This is a genomic window from Endozoicomonas sp. GU-1 (assembly GCF_027366395.1).
Lineage (GTDB): Bacteria > Pseudomonadota > Gammaproteobacteria > Pseudomonadales > Endozoicomonadaceae > Endozoicomonas.
Map to the genome: position 1 here is coordinate 1,469,457 of NZ_CP114771.1, position 15,364 is coordinate 1,484,820.

Below are 15,364 nucleotides of genomic sequence, written 5' to 3' on the forward strand. Positions count from 1 at the left end.
TAACTTCAGAAGATATGACCATGAAACCAGTGGTTTTCACCACATTTCTGCAATGGGGGCATAAAAATAATCGGAACCTTATCATTCTGATTATTTTCATCGTCATGATCCTTAGCCTCAGTTTTCAAGCATTTCACTTTTATCAAATCGTCAGCAGTGAACGCTTGAAAAATAGTGTTAATAATAAAACTATCGTTTTGAAAAACCCCACAACCATCAAACATGAAGACTTTGAGCTGATTTTTGGTTTTAGTGACAATCAGGAAATAACTCAAAACAATAAAGAGATCCCCATAACAAAAATGAACCTGATTCTCAGAGGGGCACTCTCAGGCATTGAAAACAAAAAGTACGCAAGTGCAATTATTCAAACAGCCAACCAAGACAAGTTATATGAAATTGGTGACGCTCTTCCCGGAGGTGCCATTCTGAATCAGGTTTATTCCGATCACATTGTCATTAAACGGGGTAACCAGCTTGAAAAACTATACTTTCCGGAAACAGCCAGAGATTCCAGAGCCTTTCAGGAATTCAGGCCTGTGGCGGAAGACATCCCCGAATCAATGGAGCAGCGTCCGGGCAACCATGATTATCCGGATGATATGTCTCTTGAACAGCGAATGCAGGACCTCAGGGAGAAACTGCAGGACGCCAGTCAGGAACTGTAATGACAACAATGACAAACTGCTGAGTAAATGGTCACATCATGAACACCAGAGCGCTACTCTTGTTACCACGTTTTCCACACTCTCATAACAGAACGTTAATCAGAGCCATTCCTCTGGTGCTGATGATGGCTGTCACCCCACTGTTTGCCAGCAAGGTAAATACCGGCTTACAGCCTGCTACCAATAACACCGTACCGGCACCCGATGATAAGCTCTGGACACTGAATCAGCAGAATGCCGATATCCGTGAATTTATCACTCAGGTGGCCAAAATAACCGGAGAGACATTTGTTATCGATCCCCGGATTAAAGGAGGCAATACCGTTACCGTCATTTCCAGCAAGCCATTGAGCCGGGATGAGGTATACGATGTTTTCCTGGAAGTCCTGTCTGCTAATGGTTATACCGTCATTCCCAAGGCAGATGGCCATATTATTAATGTTGTCCCCACAGCCACGGCAAAAACCAGCAGCCCCGGAGACACTCCGAAGCCCATTGATGGCGTGATGACCACCAGGGTTGTCGATCTGCACAGCGTATCCGCTGTCGAAGTCATCCCGATTATTCGCCCCCTGATTGCCCAATATGGACATGCTGCTGCATCTGCTTCCAGTAATGCGGTCATCATCAGTGACCTTGCCGATAATGTAGAGCGCATCACCAAACTGATACGGGAGCTGGATGATGCTGGCAATAACGACTACGAAGTCATCCAGCTGAAACACGCCTGGGTGGGAGATGTCTCAAAAATAATCTCGGATACTCTGGTCACCGGCAAGGGACAGTTACCCAGCGGGCTCCAGGTGATCGCCGATGAGCGAAGCAATCGCCTGGTGGTTAAGGGCAATGCCAGCAAACGGGCACGGGTCAGAAAACTGGCTGACACCCTTGATAAGGAAGGTATTCGAAAATCAACCACCAAAGTCATGTTCCTGAGTTTTGCCGATGCCAAAAACATTGCGGAAATTCTTTCGGAAGCCTCAGGCATTATTCAGGACAGCCAGGGAAAGAAAACCGCTGCAACACCATCGTCATCGGTTGCATCAAGCTCAGTCTCTCCCGGCTCATCAAACCAGTCCTCTTCCCAGGCCACCACCAAGTCTGGGGCCAAAAGCAAGTCCGCAGCCACGACGGCGTTTGTCAAAGCGGATGAAACCCAGAATGCCCTGGTGATGATTGCCGACCCGGAAACCCTTCAGGAGATGGAGAAAATTGTCCGCCAGCTTGATGTGCCCAGGGCCCAGGTGTTATTGGAGGCCGTTATTGTTGAAGTGTCTGGTGGGATTAATGATGCGCTGGGTGTTCAATGGGGCATTGATGGTACTAACACGATTCGGGGTACATCAACCAGCTCCGATTCAGGTAACAGTATTAAAAGCAGCATAACCGGACATATTCTGGATAACACCGGTATTGCCCTCGGATCCCTGGCGCTGCGTGCTGATAACTTTGGTGTTCTGGTCAGTGCGTTAAGCGCAAAGTCCAATAACAATATCCTCTCTACCCCCAGTATGCTGACCCTGGATAATGAAGAGGCAGAGCTGATTATCGGCAAAAACATTCCCATCAAAACCGGCTCCTACCAGACGTCATCCAGTGGCAATAGTAATAACCCTTTTACCACCACTGAGCGCAAGGATGTGGGACTAAAACTCAAGATCACCCCCCATATCAACGAAGGCAACAGCCTGAGACTGATGCTGGAGCAGGAGGTTTCTTCACTGGATGTGGGCACCACCAAACAGTTGCTTGGCTCCGATAGCAATGACCTGCTGTTCAATACCCGCTCCCTGAAGACCTCGGTACTGGTGGATGATGGACAAACCGTCGTTATTGGTGGACTGATTGAAGACATCAAATCCAAAAGCAGGAAAAAAGTGCCACTGCTTGGGAGCATCCCGATTTTGGGCAACCTCTTCCGTTATAACCAGAGCGGCGATGAAAAAAAGAACCTGATGTTGTTTATCCGCCCCACCATTATGCGTAACTCGGAAACACTGGTAAAAGCGACCCGGGATCGATTCACCAAACTGAAGCTTATCGGTAATGGCAACACCAGACAGGCTATTAACCTCCCAAACCGACCCGAGGAATTATTTGATGCAAAAACCTATGACCTGAGAAACAAGGACTGACACTGATGGCCTGTATTGTGCCAAGACTCAAGCGGGGTTTTAAGATACCCGATAAACGGCATCGGGTTTCTTGTATTTCAGAGCCCCTTACGCCTTCTCTCTTACAAAACAATTGAAAGCATAAAGCCCAGGCCAAAGACGATAAAAAAACGTCCTGTCAGAGGAGGCAAACGAACCATCTCAGCATCACCGGAATGGTTGGCAAGCAATTTGAGTGGCGCAATGGCAAAAGGCAGCGCTATCAGCAGATACAGCGGGTTATCCAACTCGCCCAAATAATACAACAGAAAACTGAGAGGAAACCCTGCCAGCAACAGCGCGGCATAAAGGCATTTCGCTGGAACCAGTCCCATACGAACGGTTAACGTGCGAATATTGTGACTGATATCATCCAGGTAATCCCGGATCTCATTGGACAGCAACAACGCAGAAGCCAGCAAACTCACCGGAATCGACATCCAGACCACTTCATTGTTCCAGTACCCCCCAACGGCATAAAAGGCACCACTGACCATCAGTACACCAGTGAACAGAAATACTGCCGGCACCCCCCAGCCGCGATGTTTATAGACAATGGGTTCTCCGGTATAAAAGTAACCACCGACGACACCAAAGACACCAAGCAACAATAACGGCCAGCCAACATCGATTACCAACAATAGTCCCATCATGCAGGCAATCAGGGCACAAAACCCCGCCAGGATAAAGTTTCGATGAATTTGCTTAACCACCTGCCTTGCCAACTCTCCAGAACGTTTTTTCCACAACACCAGATCAGCATGGTCATTGGCAAGATTGCTGGCAGCCTGAAGCAATACGCCAGCCAACATAACCAGCAGTGCTCTGCGCCAGTCGCCAACACCCTGCTGATAAGCCATTACCACGCCAAGGCCGCAGGTTACCAGGGCAACAGAATATGAGAAAGGACGTAGAGCTCTGGCAAGTCGATATTTATCCGGATTCAGATCAAGGGCATCCACTGGCAGGCTCCTGAAAAAAAGCGCGAGGATAAGGAAATTTCATGACGATGGCTATAAGAACACCAGAAAAAGGCAGCAATGAAATTGAAAGTAACTTCAGACAATGGCTAATAAGTAGTTGGCCAAATGGAATCGTATATTTCTGGCTAAGTGGGCAGTTGCTATGCAAGGCGCAACGTAGGGAGCATAGCCGTAGCTATGTGACCGGAGTTGCAACGCCGCAGAGTGACTGACAACTTAGTCAGAAATATATGATTTCATTTGGTTAACTACTTAATCAACCCTGCCACCGCCTGAAAAAATCAGGCTGCCGCACATGCCTGAGGCGTTAACCCGAAGTAACGTTTGAATTCCCTGCTGAATTGCGTTGGGCTCTCATAGCCAACCTCTGCAGCTGCCTGCTTTACTCTGACCCCGTGATCCTGTAACAACTCTCTGGCCCGACTCAGGCGCAGTTTCTTCAGGTACTGAATAGGCGACGATGATGTCATATACCGGAAATTACGATGAAAGGTTGATGGGCTCATATTAGCCATAGAGGCCAGGTGCCCAACATCAAGGGACTGATCATAATGCTCGTGCATATACTTCATTGCCCGCTCCAGACGGGCAATGTGCGTATTGTGTCTGGCCAGGGCAAATAATGGTGCAGCCTGATCTCCGTTAAGAACATGAAAAAGCAACTCTTGCACCAGCCCTTTTCCCAAGGCTTCACTCTCCAGCGGCGAGTGAAGGCACTGAGCCAGCCTTAACACCGTTGCTGAGAAAGCATCCGTCACCGGGCTGACATATAAACTGCTTTGTGCCTCTAACAGATCTTCCATGGTGTCTGTCGCCTGTTGATGGTGGTCGAACAATCGCACCAGCGGATGCAACAGGCTGATATCGATATCGACCAGCATGGACAACAATGGCTTATCTTCAGCAACAATGGTTTCGCATTCCGCAGGAATAGGCAAAGTCAGTACCAGATAGTTATCCGGATTATATTCATGAGCCTGCTGTTCCAGGTAAATCCGTTTTGCACTCTGGGCTACAATGAAAATACCCTGGCTATAGCACAGTGGCTCACGTTCTCTGGATTCGCTGGCTTTAAAAACGCCAACGCCGGGAATATGGGTTTTGTTATAGCCCTCTTCTTTGGCCAAAGGAGAGAGGGTCTGGGCTAATGGCGTCATGTCTTATCTTCTGATCGGTAATTTAGGCACAGCATAGCTTCACCCAATACATAAAAAAACAACCACTGATCGTTTTAGGCATGACTTTGCCAGTTATGGTTATTCTATTCCTGCACAGAAAGGATAATCTACGCTGGCTAGGATATTTCATGAGGAAGAATCGCAATGATGAATTTTAATTATCAGAATCCAACCCACATTGTGTTTGGCCAGGACCGTCTGCAGGAACTGGATCAACTGGTACCGGCTAATGCCAAAGTACTGGTCCTTTACGGCGGTGGCAGTGTTAAGAAATTCGGTACCCTGGAAAAGGTGCTGGCCGGATTAGGTAACCGTGAAGTTTTTGAGTTCAGCGGTATCGAGCCAAACCCAACCTTTAACACCCTGATGAAAGCTGTTGAGATCGTCCGCGCTGAAAACATTGACTTCCTACTGGCGGTTGGTGGCGGCTCTGTCATGGATGGCACCAAGTTTGTTGCCGCAGCGGCACCTTATGAAGGTGACGAAGTGGATCTGCTCAAGGCTGGTTTTGCCGGTGCGCCGATCACCTCCGCCATTCCACTGGGTACGGTTGCCACCTTACCGGCCACAGGTTCTGAGATGAACATGGGTGCCGTTATTTCTCACGACATTGGCAAACTGCCGGTTATGAGTCCACTGCTCTACCCTCAGTTTTCCATTCTGGACCCATCACTGACCTTCACCCTGCCACCGGTGCAAATCGCCAATGGCGTAGTGGATGCCTTTGTTCATGTACTTGAACAGTATGTTACCTACCCTGTTGACGCCCGGATTCAGGATCGTATGGCGGAAGGTATTCTGCAAACGCTGATTGAAGTGGGCCCGGTAACACTGGCTGAGCCAGACAACTACGATGCCCGTGCCAACCTGATGTGGAGTGCCACTTCGGCCCTGAATGGCTATATTGGTGTCGGCGTTCCCCAGGACTGGGGCACCCATATGATTGGCCACGAGCTGACTGACTTGTTTGGCCTGGACCACGCCCAGAGTCTGGCAGTGGTTCTGCCATCCCTGTGGAAGCTGCGCAAAGATAAGAAGCGGGCAAAACTGGTGCAGTATGCAGAACGCGTTTGGGATATCAGAGAAGGTAGCGACGATGAAAAGGTTGATCTCGCTATTGAGAAAACCCGCGATTTCTTTGAATCCCTGGGTGTAAAAACACGATTGTCACAGTATGGTGTTGAGCACAACCAGATTGAGAACGTGATCAAGGCTCTGGAAGCCCATGGCATGACGGCTCTGTCAGAGACCGGTGACCAGGATCTCAATACTTCCCGTGAAATCCTTGAAGATGCTTACGCCGCCTGACCTCTGACCCAGTATTTTCCATCACAAAAAGGCCGGATATAAATCCGGCCTTTTTCGTGTTGCCTGAACCGGTTGTTTTACCAACCGGTCACTTCTTTCAGAGCTTCACCGATATCCGCCAGGCTGCGAACCGTCTTGACACCTGCAGATTCAAGTGCTGCAAACTTCTCATCGGCAGTCCCCTTACCACCGGCAATAATCGCACCGGCATGGCCCATACGCTTGCCCGGAGGCGCTGTCACACCGGCAATGTAAGAGACAACAGGTTTGGTGACATGCTCCTTGATATAAGCAGCCGCTTCTTCTTCAGCAGAACCACCGATTTCACCAATCATCACGATGGCTTCCGTCTTATCATCATTCTGGAACAGTTCCAGAATATCGATAAAGTTGGAACCGGGAATAGGGTCACCACCAATACCAACACAGGTAGACTGGCCAAAGCCATAATCGGTGGTCTGTTTGACCGCTTCATAGGTCAGCGTACCGGAACGGGAAACAATACCCACCTTGCCCGGCAGATGAATATGGCCCGGCATAATACCGATCTTGCACTCACCCGGCGTGATAACACCCGGACAGTTGGGACCGATAAGACGAACACCCAACTCATCACACTTGACCTTGCATTCCAGCATGTCCAGCGTAGGAATACCTTCAGTGATGCAGACAATCAACTTGATGCCAGCATAAGCAGCTTCAAGAATGGAGTCCTTACAGAAAGGCGCAGGAACATAGATAACCGACGCTTCTGCACCGGTCTGATCAACCGCTTCAGCCACCGTATTGAAGACGGGCAGGTCCAGATGAGTCTGACCACCTTTGCCCGGTGTTACGCCACCCACCATGCAAGTGCCGTAAGCAATGGCCTGTTCGGAGTGAAAAGTCCCCTGGGCACCGGTGAACCCCTGGCAGATAACTTTGGTGTCTTTATTAATTAAAATGCTCATTACTGGTTCCCCGCTGCCTTAACTACCTGTTGGGCAGCCTCGGTCAAACTGTTGGCCGCGATGATATCAAGTCCACTGTTGGCAAGGGTCTGTGCACCCAGATCAGCATTGTTGCCTTCCAGGCGAACCACGACAGGAACTTCAACGCCGACTTCTTTAACCGCACCGATAATACCTTCAGCAATCAGGTCACAGCGGACAATACCACCAAAGATATTGACCAGAACGGCTTTCACACTGTCATCGGAAAGAATGATCTTGAAGGCTTCGGTGACACGCTCTTTGGTTGCACCACCACCAACATCCAGGAAGTTGGCAGGCGCACCGCCATGCAGCTTGACAATATCCATGGTGCCCATGGCAAGGCCTGCACCATTCACCATGCAGCCAATGTTGCCATCCAGTGCGACGTAGTTAAGCTCCCACTCAGCGGCATGGGCTTCACGGGCATCTTCCTGGGAAGGGTCATGCATGGCTTTCAACTGTGGCTGACGGTACAGGGCGTTGCTATCAATGTTGATTTTCGCATCCAGGCAGTGCAAGTCACCTTCTTTGGTGATTACCAGCGGGTTGATCTCCAGCAGGGCAAGGTCACACTCCTGGAAGAGTTTCGCCAGACCAAGGAAAATCTGGGTAAACTGCTTGATCTGCTTTCCTTCCAGACCCAGTTTAAAAGCCAGCTCACGGGCCTGATAAGGTTGGGCACCGGTCAGGGGATCAATGGTCGCCTTGAGGATTTTTTCCGGTGTTTCTTCCGCCACCTTCTCAATTTCAACCCCACCTTCAGTGGAGGCCATAAACACGATGCGACGGGTTGCGCGATCAACAACAGCGCCAAGATAAAGCTCTTGATCAATATCAGTGCAGCTTTCAACCAGTATCTTGCTGACCGGCTGGCCATTTTCATCGGTCTGATAAGTGACCAGGTTTTTACCTAACCACTGCTCGGCGAACGCGCGGATTTCGTCTTTGCTGGAGACCAGTTTCACACCACCCGCCTTACCACGACCACCGGCGTGCACCTGAGCCTTAACCACCCACTGATTACCACCGATTTCATCGGCAGCAGCAGCGGCCTGCTCTGGCGTATCTGCGGCGACGCCCTGAGAGACGGGCAGTCCATATTTGGCAAAGAGTTGTTTGCCCTGATATTCATGAAGATTCATTCTGACGCGGCCCTCTTTCTTATTTGAGCGTTGTTTTTAAGTTTCTCGTCAAACCATATCCCTGGATATTGTCTATGAAGAAAGGAGCAAGTCGACCCTGACCGCTCCCCTTAAGATACGTTTAACGACGTTTGCGATTGGCAATATGGATAGCGTGGCCATCAACCGCCAGAACTGCTTCGTGCAGCGCTTCACTCAGGGTTGGGTGTGAGAAAATGGTCAGCGCAAGATCTTCACTGCTGGCAGCGAACTCCATGGCAATAACCCCCTGTTGCACCAACTCGGCTGCACTTGGGCCCACAACATGAACGCCAAGAATACGGTCCGTTACCTTGTCGGCAATCACCTTGACCATGCCATGGGTATCATTGGCAGCCAGCGCACGACCACTGGCGGCAAACGGGAAGGTACCCACTTTGTACTCGTCACCACTGGCCTTAACTTCTTCTTCGGTTTTACCAACCCATGCCACTTCAGGGTGAGTATAAATCACCGAAGGAATCAGGTCATAGTTCATCTGTGCTTTCTGACCAGCAATGATTTCTGCCACCATAATGCCTTCTTCACTGCCCTTATGAGCGAGCATCGGGCCCCGGACCACGTCTCCAACCGCATAAACGCCGGGAACGTCAGTGGCACAGTTATCATCAACGAAAATAAAACCGCGTTCATCCAGATTGACACCGGAGTCAGTAGCCAGCAGGTTTTCTGTATAGGGGCGACGACCGACAGCAACAATCAGTTTATCAAAGGTCAGCTTCTGTTCATCACCATTGGCATCCTGATAGGTAACTTCAACTTCGCTACCCTTGACTTCAGAACCGGTCACCCGTGCACCCAGGCGAATGTCCAGTCCCTGCTTTTTGAAAATCTTCTGGGTTTCTTTGGCGATTTGCTGGTCAGCCAGGGCCAGGAATTTATCCTGGGCTTCAAGGACAACCACTTCAGCACCGAGCCTTCCCCAGACAGACCCCAGTTCCAGACCAATAACACCGGCACCAATAACCCCGAGACGCTTCGGGACTTCCTGAAACTCAAGAGCACCGGTAGAGTCAACAATAAGGCCTTCAGTCAGCGGTGTGGGGGGAATTTCAATGGGACGGGAGCCGGTGGCAATCACCACGTTGGCAGCATCAACCACTTCGACAGAACCGTCAGCCCTGGTTAATTCAACCTGCTTGCCAGACAGCACTTTACCGGCACCTTCCAGCAAGCTCACACCATTTGCCTTGAACAGACCGGTAACACCGGTAGTCAGCTGGTTCACAATATTGTCCTTACGGGCAAGCATGGCTGGGACATCGATGTCTACACCGCTGTGCTTAATGCCATGCCTGGCAAAATCTTCCTTGGCTTCAATGTATTTGTGGGAGCTATCCAGAAGGGCCTTGGAAGGGATACAGCCAACATTCAGGCAGGTGCCGCCCAGTTTGGCCTTGCCCTTGTCATCGGACCACTTCTCGATACAGGCAGTTTTCAGCCCCAGCTGGGCTGCACGAATAGCACAGACGTAACCGGCAGGGCCTGCGCCAATAACTACCACGTCGAACTGATTTGCCATAAGTTATTTCCAAAACGGTTTATAAAACAAGGTATACGGGTCAAGTCAATAATGGGCAGCACCGCTTAATAGAAAAAATAAGGCTGCCCGGTACAATCCGGAATCAAACGTCCAGAAGCATTCTGGCCGGATCTTCCAGCAGTTCCTTGATGGTCACGAGAAAGGTGACTGCGTCCTTGCCATCCAGCAGTCGGTGGTCGTAGGACAGGGCAAGGTACATCATGGGTAAAATTTCAACCTTGCCGTTAACCGCCATGGGACGTTCCTGAATTTTATGCATTCCCAGGATGGCCGACTGTGGTGGATTCAGGATGGGCGTTGACAACAGTGAACCGAATACACCGCCATTGGAAATGGTGAACGTTCCACCGGTCATTTCATCGATGCCGAGCTTGCCATCCATTGCCTTTTTACCGAACTCACGAATCTTTGCCTCAATATCAGCAAGGCTCATATCTTCGGTGTTACGAAGCACTGGTACTACCAGCCCGCGATCACTGGAAACGGCAACACCAATATCCTGGTAGCCATGGTAGACAATATCATTGCCATCAATAGAGGCGTTGACCACTGGATGACGGCGGAGCGCTTCAACACAGGCCTTGACAAAGAAAGACATAAAACCAAGTCGTACGCCATGACGCTTCTCAAAGGCATCTTTGTACTGGGCACGAAGCTCCATAACCGGTTTCATGTTGATCTCGTTGAAAGTAGTCAACATGGCCGCATTCTGCTGGGCCTGAACCAGACGCTCGGCAACCTTGGCTCGCAGGCGGGTCATGGGTACCCGTTTCTCTACACGCTCACCGGCAAACACCGGTGCGGTTGCCTCGACCTGAGGTGCTGGTGCAGCAGCCGTGGACACTGCCGGAGTGGCAGCAACCGCCGGGGCTGGTGCCCCCTGAGCACCACCTTCAACATGACGAACCACATCTTCCTTGGTTACACGACCACCTTTACCAGTACCGGGAATGACTGCAGGATCAAGGCCTTTCTCATCAGCCATCCTGCGTGCTGCAGGATTAAGAATGGGCTCTTCCTTAATGGCTTCCGGTGCAGATGCCGGAGTGGCTGAAGCTTCAGCCGGGGCGGTGCCAGCAGAAGCCCCCTCCTGGAAAATTCCAACCACTTCACTGCTGAGAACAACTTCACCTTCAGGCTTGATAATTTCACTCAAAACACCATCTGCCGGTGCCACAACTTCAAGAACCACTTTATCGGTTTCGATATCAACCAACAGTTCATCCCGATGGCATTGTTCACCGGGCTGCTTGTGCCAGGTTGCAACGGTGCCATCAGCAACGGATTCAGGAAAGGTAGGTGCTTTAATTTCTGTGGCCATTATTGATCCTTTGCGTCTTTGCCCCTTTGAGCGTTATTCACAGAAACTGTGTTAAACGCTCTGGCCAGATCGATAAATAGTACCTGCTGGCCGTTTAACCAATATTACTGCTCAGCATGAGCAGTAAATTATCATTATTCAAATGCTGAAAGCATCATTTACCAATTGCTGCTGTTCCTGGGCATGTATTGACATATAGCCACATGCCGGAGCGGCTGATGCTTCGCGCCCTGCGTACTTGAGACTCATTGTTTTATTCGGATGAACGACAACTGAGCGACGCATGTGATGCTGACTACAGTACCACGCCCCCTGGTTCATTGGCTCTTCCTGACACCAGACCACATCTTTCAGGTTTGGATAACTGACAATGAGTTCATCCAGATCGTCCTGAGGGAATGGGTAAAGCTGTTCAATGCGGATAATCACCGTATCAGTCAGCCCTTCCGTTCTCTTCTTTTCCAGCAGGTCATAGTAGACCTTTCCTGAGCACATAATCATCCGGGTGATCGCTGATGGCTCATGACCGTCAACCTCAGGGATAATCGTCCGGAAACTGCCCTCTGCCAGCTCTTCCAGTGAGGAGGTGGCCTGTTTGTGACGGAGCAGACTCTTGGGGGTAAATGCCACCAACGGTTTACGCAGCGGACGCAGCATCTGCCGTCTCAACATGTGGAACACCTGGGCTGGCGTTGTCGGAACGCAAACCTGAATATTGTGTTCGGCACACAGCTGCAAGAAACGCTCAAGCCTTGCCGATGAGTGCTCCGGTCCTTGACCTTCATAACCATGGGGCAGCAGCATGGTGAGGCCTGACAGGCGCCCCCACTTGTGCTCGCCACTGGAAATAAACTGGTCAATAACCACCTGGGCACCGTTGGCAAAATCACCAAACTGAGCTTCCCAGATAACCAGTGCATTGGGCGTTGTTGCTGCGTAGCCGTACTCAAAAGCCAGAACTGCTTCTTCGGACAGGAATGAGTCCCAGATCTGGAACCGTGGCTGCTCCGGGGAAAGTTTGGTCAGGTTCACCAGAGTCGAGCCATCTTTCTGGTTATGGAATACCGCATGGCGGTGAGAAAAAGTTCCCCGACCGACATCCTGCCCGGTAATTCGAACCTCACTGCCTTCCATCAGCAGTGACGCATAGGCCAGCAGTTCAGCACACCCCCAGTTAATCGGCAGGGCTCCTGCCGCCATTTTGCGACGATCCTCAACGATCTTGCTGACCTGCCGCTGCAGCACAAAACCTTCGGGAATTTCACACAGCTTCTGGCCTAATGATTGCAGTGTTCCCACAGCGACACGGGTATCATGGCGGGCGGTCCATTCGTGACCAAGATAGGGAGCCCAGTCCACAAAGAGCTCTTTATTAGGCTCTTTCACCAGGGCCTTGACCACATGCTCACCGTTGTCCAGGGCATTACGGAAACTCTCTACCAGCTCTTTATCAGCCGCCTCACTGATCACACCTTCGCCCAGCAGAACCTTGGCATAAAGATCCCTGGTGGTCGTGTGGGATTTAATCTTGCTGTACATCATCGGCTGAGTGGCGGAAGGCTCATCCGCCTCATTGTGCCCGCGACGACGGTAACAGACCAGGTCTACAACAATGTCTTTATGGAACTCCATGCGGTAATCAAGGGCCAGTTTGGTGGCAAACTGAACCGCCTCAGGGTCATCACCGTTAACATGAAGGATCGGTGCCCCGACAATCTTGGCAACATCGGTACAGTATTCTGTCGAACGGGCATCTTCGCGGAAACTGGTGGTAAAGCCGACCTGATTGTTAATGATGATATGGATGGTGCCACCGGTTTTATAGGCACGGGTCTGGGACATCTGCAGGGTTTCCATCACAACCCCCTGCCCCGCAAAAGCGGCATCACCGTGAATGGCAATTGGGACTACTTTGTTGCCCACTGAATCTTTTCGGCGATCCTGACGGGCTCTGACTGAACCCTCAACCACCGGGGTAACAATTTCCAGATGCGATGGGTTAAACATCAGGGCAAGATGTACCTCACCACCCGGCGTCATCACATTGGAAGAAAAGCCCTGATGGTATTTCACATCACCGGAGCCACGTTCAACCAGCTTCTTGCCTTCAAATTCGTCAAACAGATCTCCGGGTTTCTTACCCAGAATATTGACCAGTACGTTCAAGCGGCCACGGTGAGCCATGCCGATCACCAGCTCCTTCGAACCATAGGAGCCGGAGCGCTGAATAATCTCATCCAGCATGGGGATCAGAGACTCACCACCTTCCAGGCCAAACCGTTTGGTTCCGGGAAACTTGGTCCCCAGGTATTTTTCCAGACCTTCCGCTGCAGTCAATCGTTCCAGCAAGTGCAGCTTGGCTTCTACTCCTACCTCCGGGCGGCTGCGAACACTTTCCATACGACTCTGAAACCAGCGGCGTTCTTCTGTCTGGGGAATGTGCATATATTCAACACCAATTGACTGGCAATAGGTGGCTTTTAAGGCATCGTATATCTCCCGCAGAGAAGCGTGTTCCTTGCCAATAAACAGCGTTGAAGTATGAAACTCGGTATCCAGGTCCGCTTCACTGAGACCGTGGTATGCCAGGGATAGATCAGGAAACTCTTCCCGCTTCATCACACCAAGAGGATCGATAACAGCCTGCTGATGACCGCGAATCCGAAAAGCACTGATCAAACGCAAAACCTGAACCTGCTTGCGTTCATGATCACTGGAAACCGATGAAGTCTGAATCGGGCGGGTAGTCTGACGCTGACGCGCCATAAGGATGAAATTTTCCTGGATGGTAGAATGTGGAACATCCGCTCCACCACCACTTACCGGGGGCAACTTTTCAAAATAGTCACGCCACTGTACTTCTACGCTGTTGGGATCGCGCAGATAGCGTTCGTACATATCCTCGACGTATGCAGCATTTCCCCCTGCAATGTGGGAAGAACTCCACATCCGCTGCATTACACCTTCTTGCATGATCATTACCCCGTGAGTCTGGGGCTTATCCCGGGAAATCTGCTTTGACAAGCCTGACTGGCTGAAAACAGAGGTCACTGATGATGTCGATAGGCAGTCAGTGAACGATCCCCCTCAGATAGGGTCGGATGTTTTCCGACCGCCCCTGCTGGTTCAAGCTATTGCGGCCCCATAATTCCGGATGGCAGCAGCACAATTTATTTAGTTTAAAAATATATTCAATTACAGGCTTTGTATTGTCAGAGGTCGCCTGCACTCTCCTGACAGAGCATAGCTGACTTTTCAGCTTTATGGTTCTTGAGTACCCCGGTTTACAGGGGTACCTTTTTACCACCAACCAGCAAAGACAGGCTGGAATGACCAACAACTATACTATGTTGCACTCTTAAACAACATCTGTCTGATATGACCAATAGCCCGTGTCGGGTTCAAGCCTTTGGGGCAGACATTGACGCAGTTCATGATCCCCCGGCAACGGAAAACACTGAATGGGTCATCAAGATCTGCCAGACGCTCCTCTGTCGCTGTATCCCTGCTATCGGCAAGGAAACGATAAGCTTGCAACAGGCCGGAAGGACCAACAAATTTATCAGGGTTCCACCAGAAGGAAGGGCAGGCTGTTGAGCAGCAGGCGCAAAGAATACACTCATAAAGCCCATCCAGCTTCTCCCTGTCTTCCGGGGACTGAAGCCGTTCAATGGCTGGCGCTGGCGTATCGTTAATCAGGTATGGCTTGATCTTTTCGTACTGTTTGTAGAACAGACTCATATCAACCACCAGGTCTCTGATTACTGGCAACCCGGGCAGTGGACGAATGACCAGCTTATTTCCCCTGACAGCTTCTGACAAAGGGGTAATGCAAGCCAGACCATTGGTACCGCCAATACTCAAGCCATCGGAGCCACAAACACCCTCTCGACAGGAACGTCGGTAAACCAGCGTTGGATCCTGCTCTTTAATCAGATTCAGAACGTCCAGAACCATCAGGTCCCGGCCTTCCGGGATATCGACATCAAAGTCCATCATGTAGGGCTTTTTGTCGGCTTCCGGGTTATAGCGATAGATACTTACCTTCATAAGCC

The 15,364-nt window shown here is 50.6% G+C and carries 11 protein-coding genes; 3 read left to right on the forward strand and 8 right to left on the reverse strand.

The window, feature by feature from the left end; all coding sequences use genetic code 11:
- Positions 1-20 precede the first annotated feature (20 nt).
- Both O3276_RS06030 and gspD read left to right on the forward strand, forming a co-directional pair.
- Complete coding sequence (locus tag O3276_RS06030) at positions 21-668, forward strand: type II secretion system protein N (protein WP_269674827.1); 648 nt, start codon at positions 21-23, stop codon at positions 666-668.
- A gap of 59 nt (positions 669-727) precedes the next feature.
- Positions 728-2,803: a type II secretion system secretin GspD gene (gspD, locus tag O3276_RS06035; protein ID WP_269674828.1), complete on the forward strand. Its 2,076-nt coding sequence runs from the start codon at positions 728-730 to the stop codon at positions 2,801-2,803.
- Positions 2,804-2,904: 101 nt separating this feature from the next.
- Here the strand turns inward: gspD and O3276_RS06040 are convergent, their stop codons facing one another.
- Complete coding sequence (locus O3276_RS06040; protein ID WP_269674829.1) at positions 2,905-3,783, reverse strand: prenyltransferase; 879 nt, start codon at positions 3,781-3,783, stop codon at positions 2,905-2,907.
- Positions 3,784-4,085: 302 nt separating this feature from the next.
- The gene (locus O3276_RS06045) at positions 4,086-4,961 is read right to left on the reverse strand and encodes an AraC family transcriptional regulator (protein WP_269674830.1); all 876 of its coding nucleotides are present in this window, start codon (positions 4,959-4,961) and stop codon (positions 4,086-4,088) included.
- Positions 4,962-5,126: 165 nt separating this feature from the next.
- Between O3276_RS06045 and O3276_RS06050 the strand changes: the two genes are divergently transcribed.
- A complete protein-coding gene (locus O3276_RS06050) occupies positions 5,127-6,290 on the forward strand; it encodes an iron-containing alcohol dehydrogenase (protein ID WP_269674831.1) in 1,164 nt (387 codons plus the stop codon).
- A gap of 77 nt (positions 6,291-6,367) precedes the next feature.
- Here O3276_RS06050 and sucD read toward each other — a convergent pair whose 3' ends face one another.
- The 6 genes from sucD to O3276_RS06080 form a co-directional block, all read right to left on the reverse strand.
- Complete coding sequence (gene sucD / locus O3276_RS06055) at positions 6,368-7,240, reverse strand: succinate--CoA ligase subunit alpha (RefSeq protein ID WP_269674832.1); 873 nt, start codon at positions 7,238-7,240, stop codon at positions 6,368-6,370.
- Positions 7,240-8,406, reverse strand: a complete 1,167-nt coding sequence (gene sucC / locus O3276_RS06060) for an ADP-forming succinate--CoA ligase subunit beta (RefSeq protein ID WP_163370820.1) — start codon at positions 8,404-8,406, stop codon at positions 7,240-7,242. The genes sucD and sucC overlap by 1 nt, the downstream gene beginning before the upstream one ends.
- Positions 8,407-8,527: 121 nt before the next feature.
- Positions 8,528-9,967: a dihydrolipoyl dehydrogenase gene (gene lpdA, locus O3276_RS06065; RefSeq protein WP_269674833.1), complete on the reverse strand. Its 1,440-nt coding sequence runs from the start codon at positions 9,965-9,967 to the stop codon at positions 8,528-8,530.
- A 103-nt stretch (positions 9,968-10,070) separates the two neighbouring features.
- The gene (odhB, locus tag O3276_RS06070; protein ID WP_269674834.1) at positions 10,071-11,309 is read right to left on the reverse strand and encodes a 2-oxoglutarate dehydrogenase complex dihydrolipoyllysine-residue succinyltransferase; all 1,239 of its coding nucleotides are present in this window, start codon (positions 11,307-11,309) and stop codon (positions 10,071-10,073) included.
- Positions 11,310-11,447: 138 nt separating this feature from the next.
- Positions 11,448-14,282: a 2-oxoglutarate dehydrogenase E1 component gene (locus O3276_RS06075; RefSeq protein ID WP_269674835.1), complete on the reverse strand. Its 2,835-nt coding sequence runs from the start codon at positions 14,280-14,282 to the stop codon at positions 11,448-11,450.
- A gap of 372 nt (positions 14,283-14,654) precedes the next feature.
- Positions 14,655-15,359 (reverse strand): succinate dehydrogenase iron-sulfur subunit, encoded by a 705-nt coding sequence (locus O3276_RS06080; protein ID WP_101746869.1) that lies wholly within the window; start codon positions 15,357-15,359, stop codon positions 14,655-14,657.
- Between the last annotated feature and the right edge of the window lie 5 nt (positions 15,360-15,364).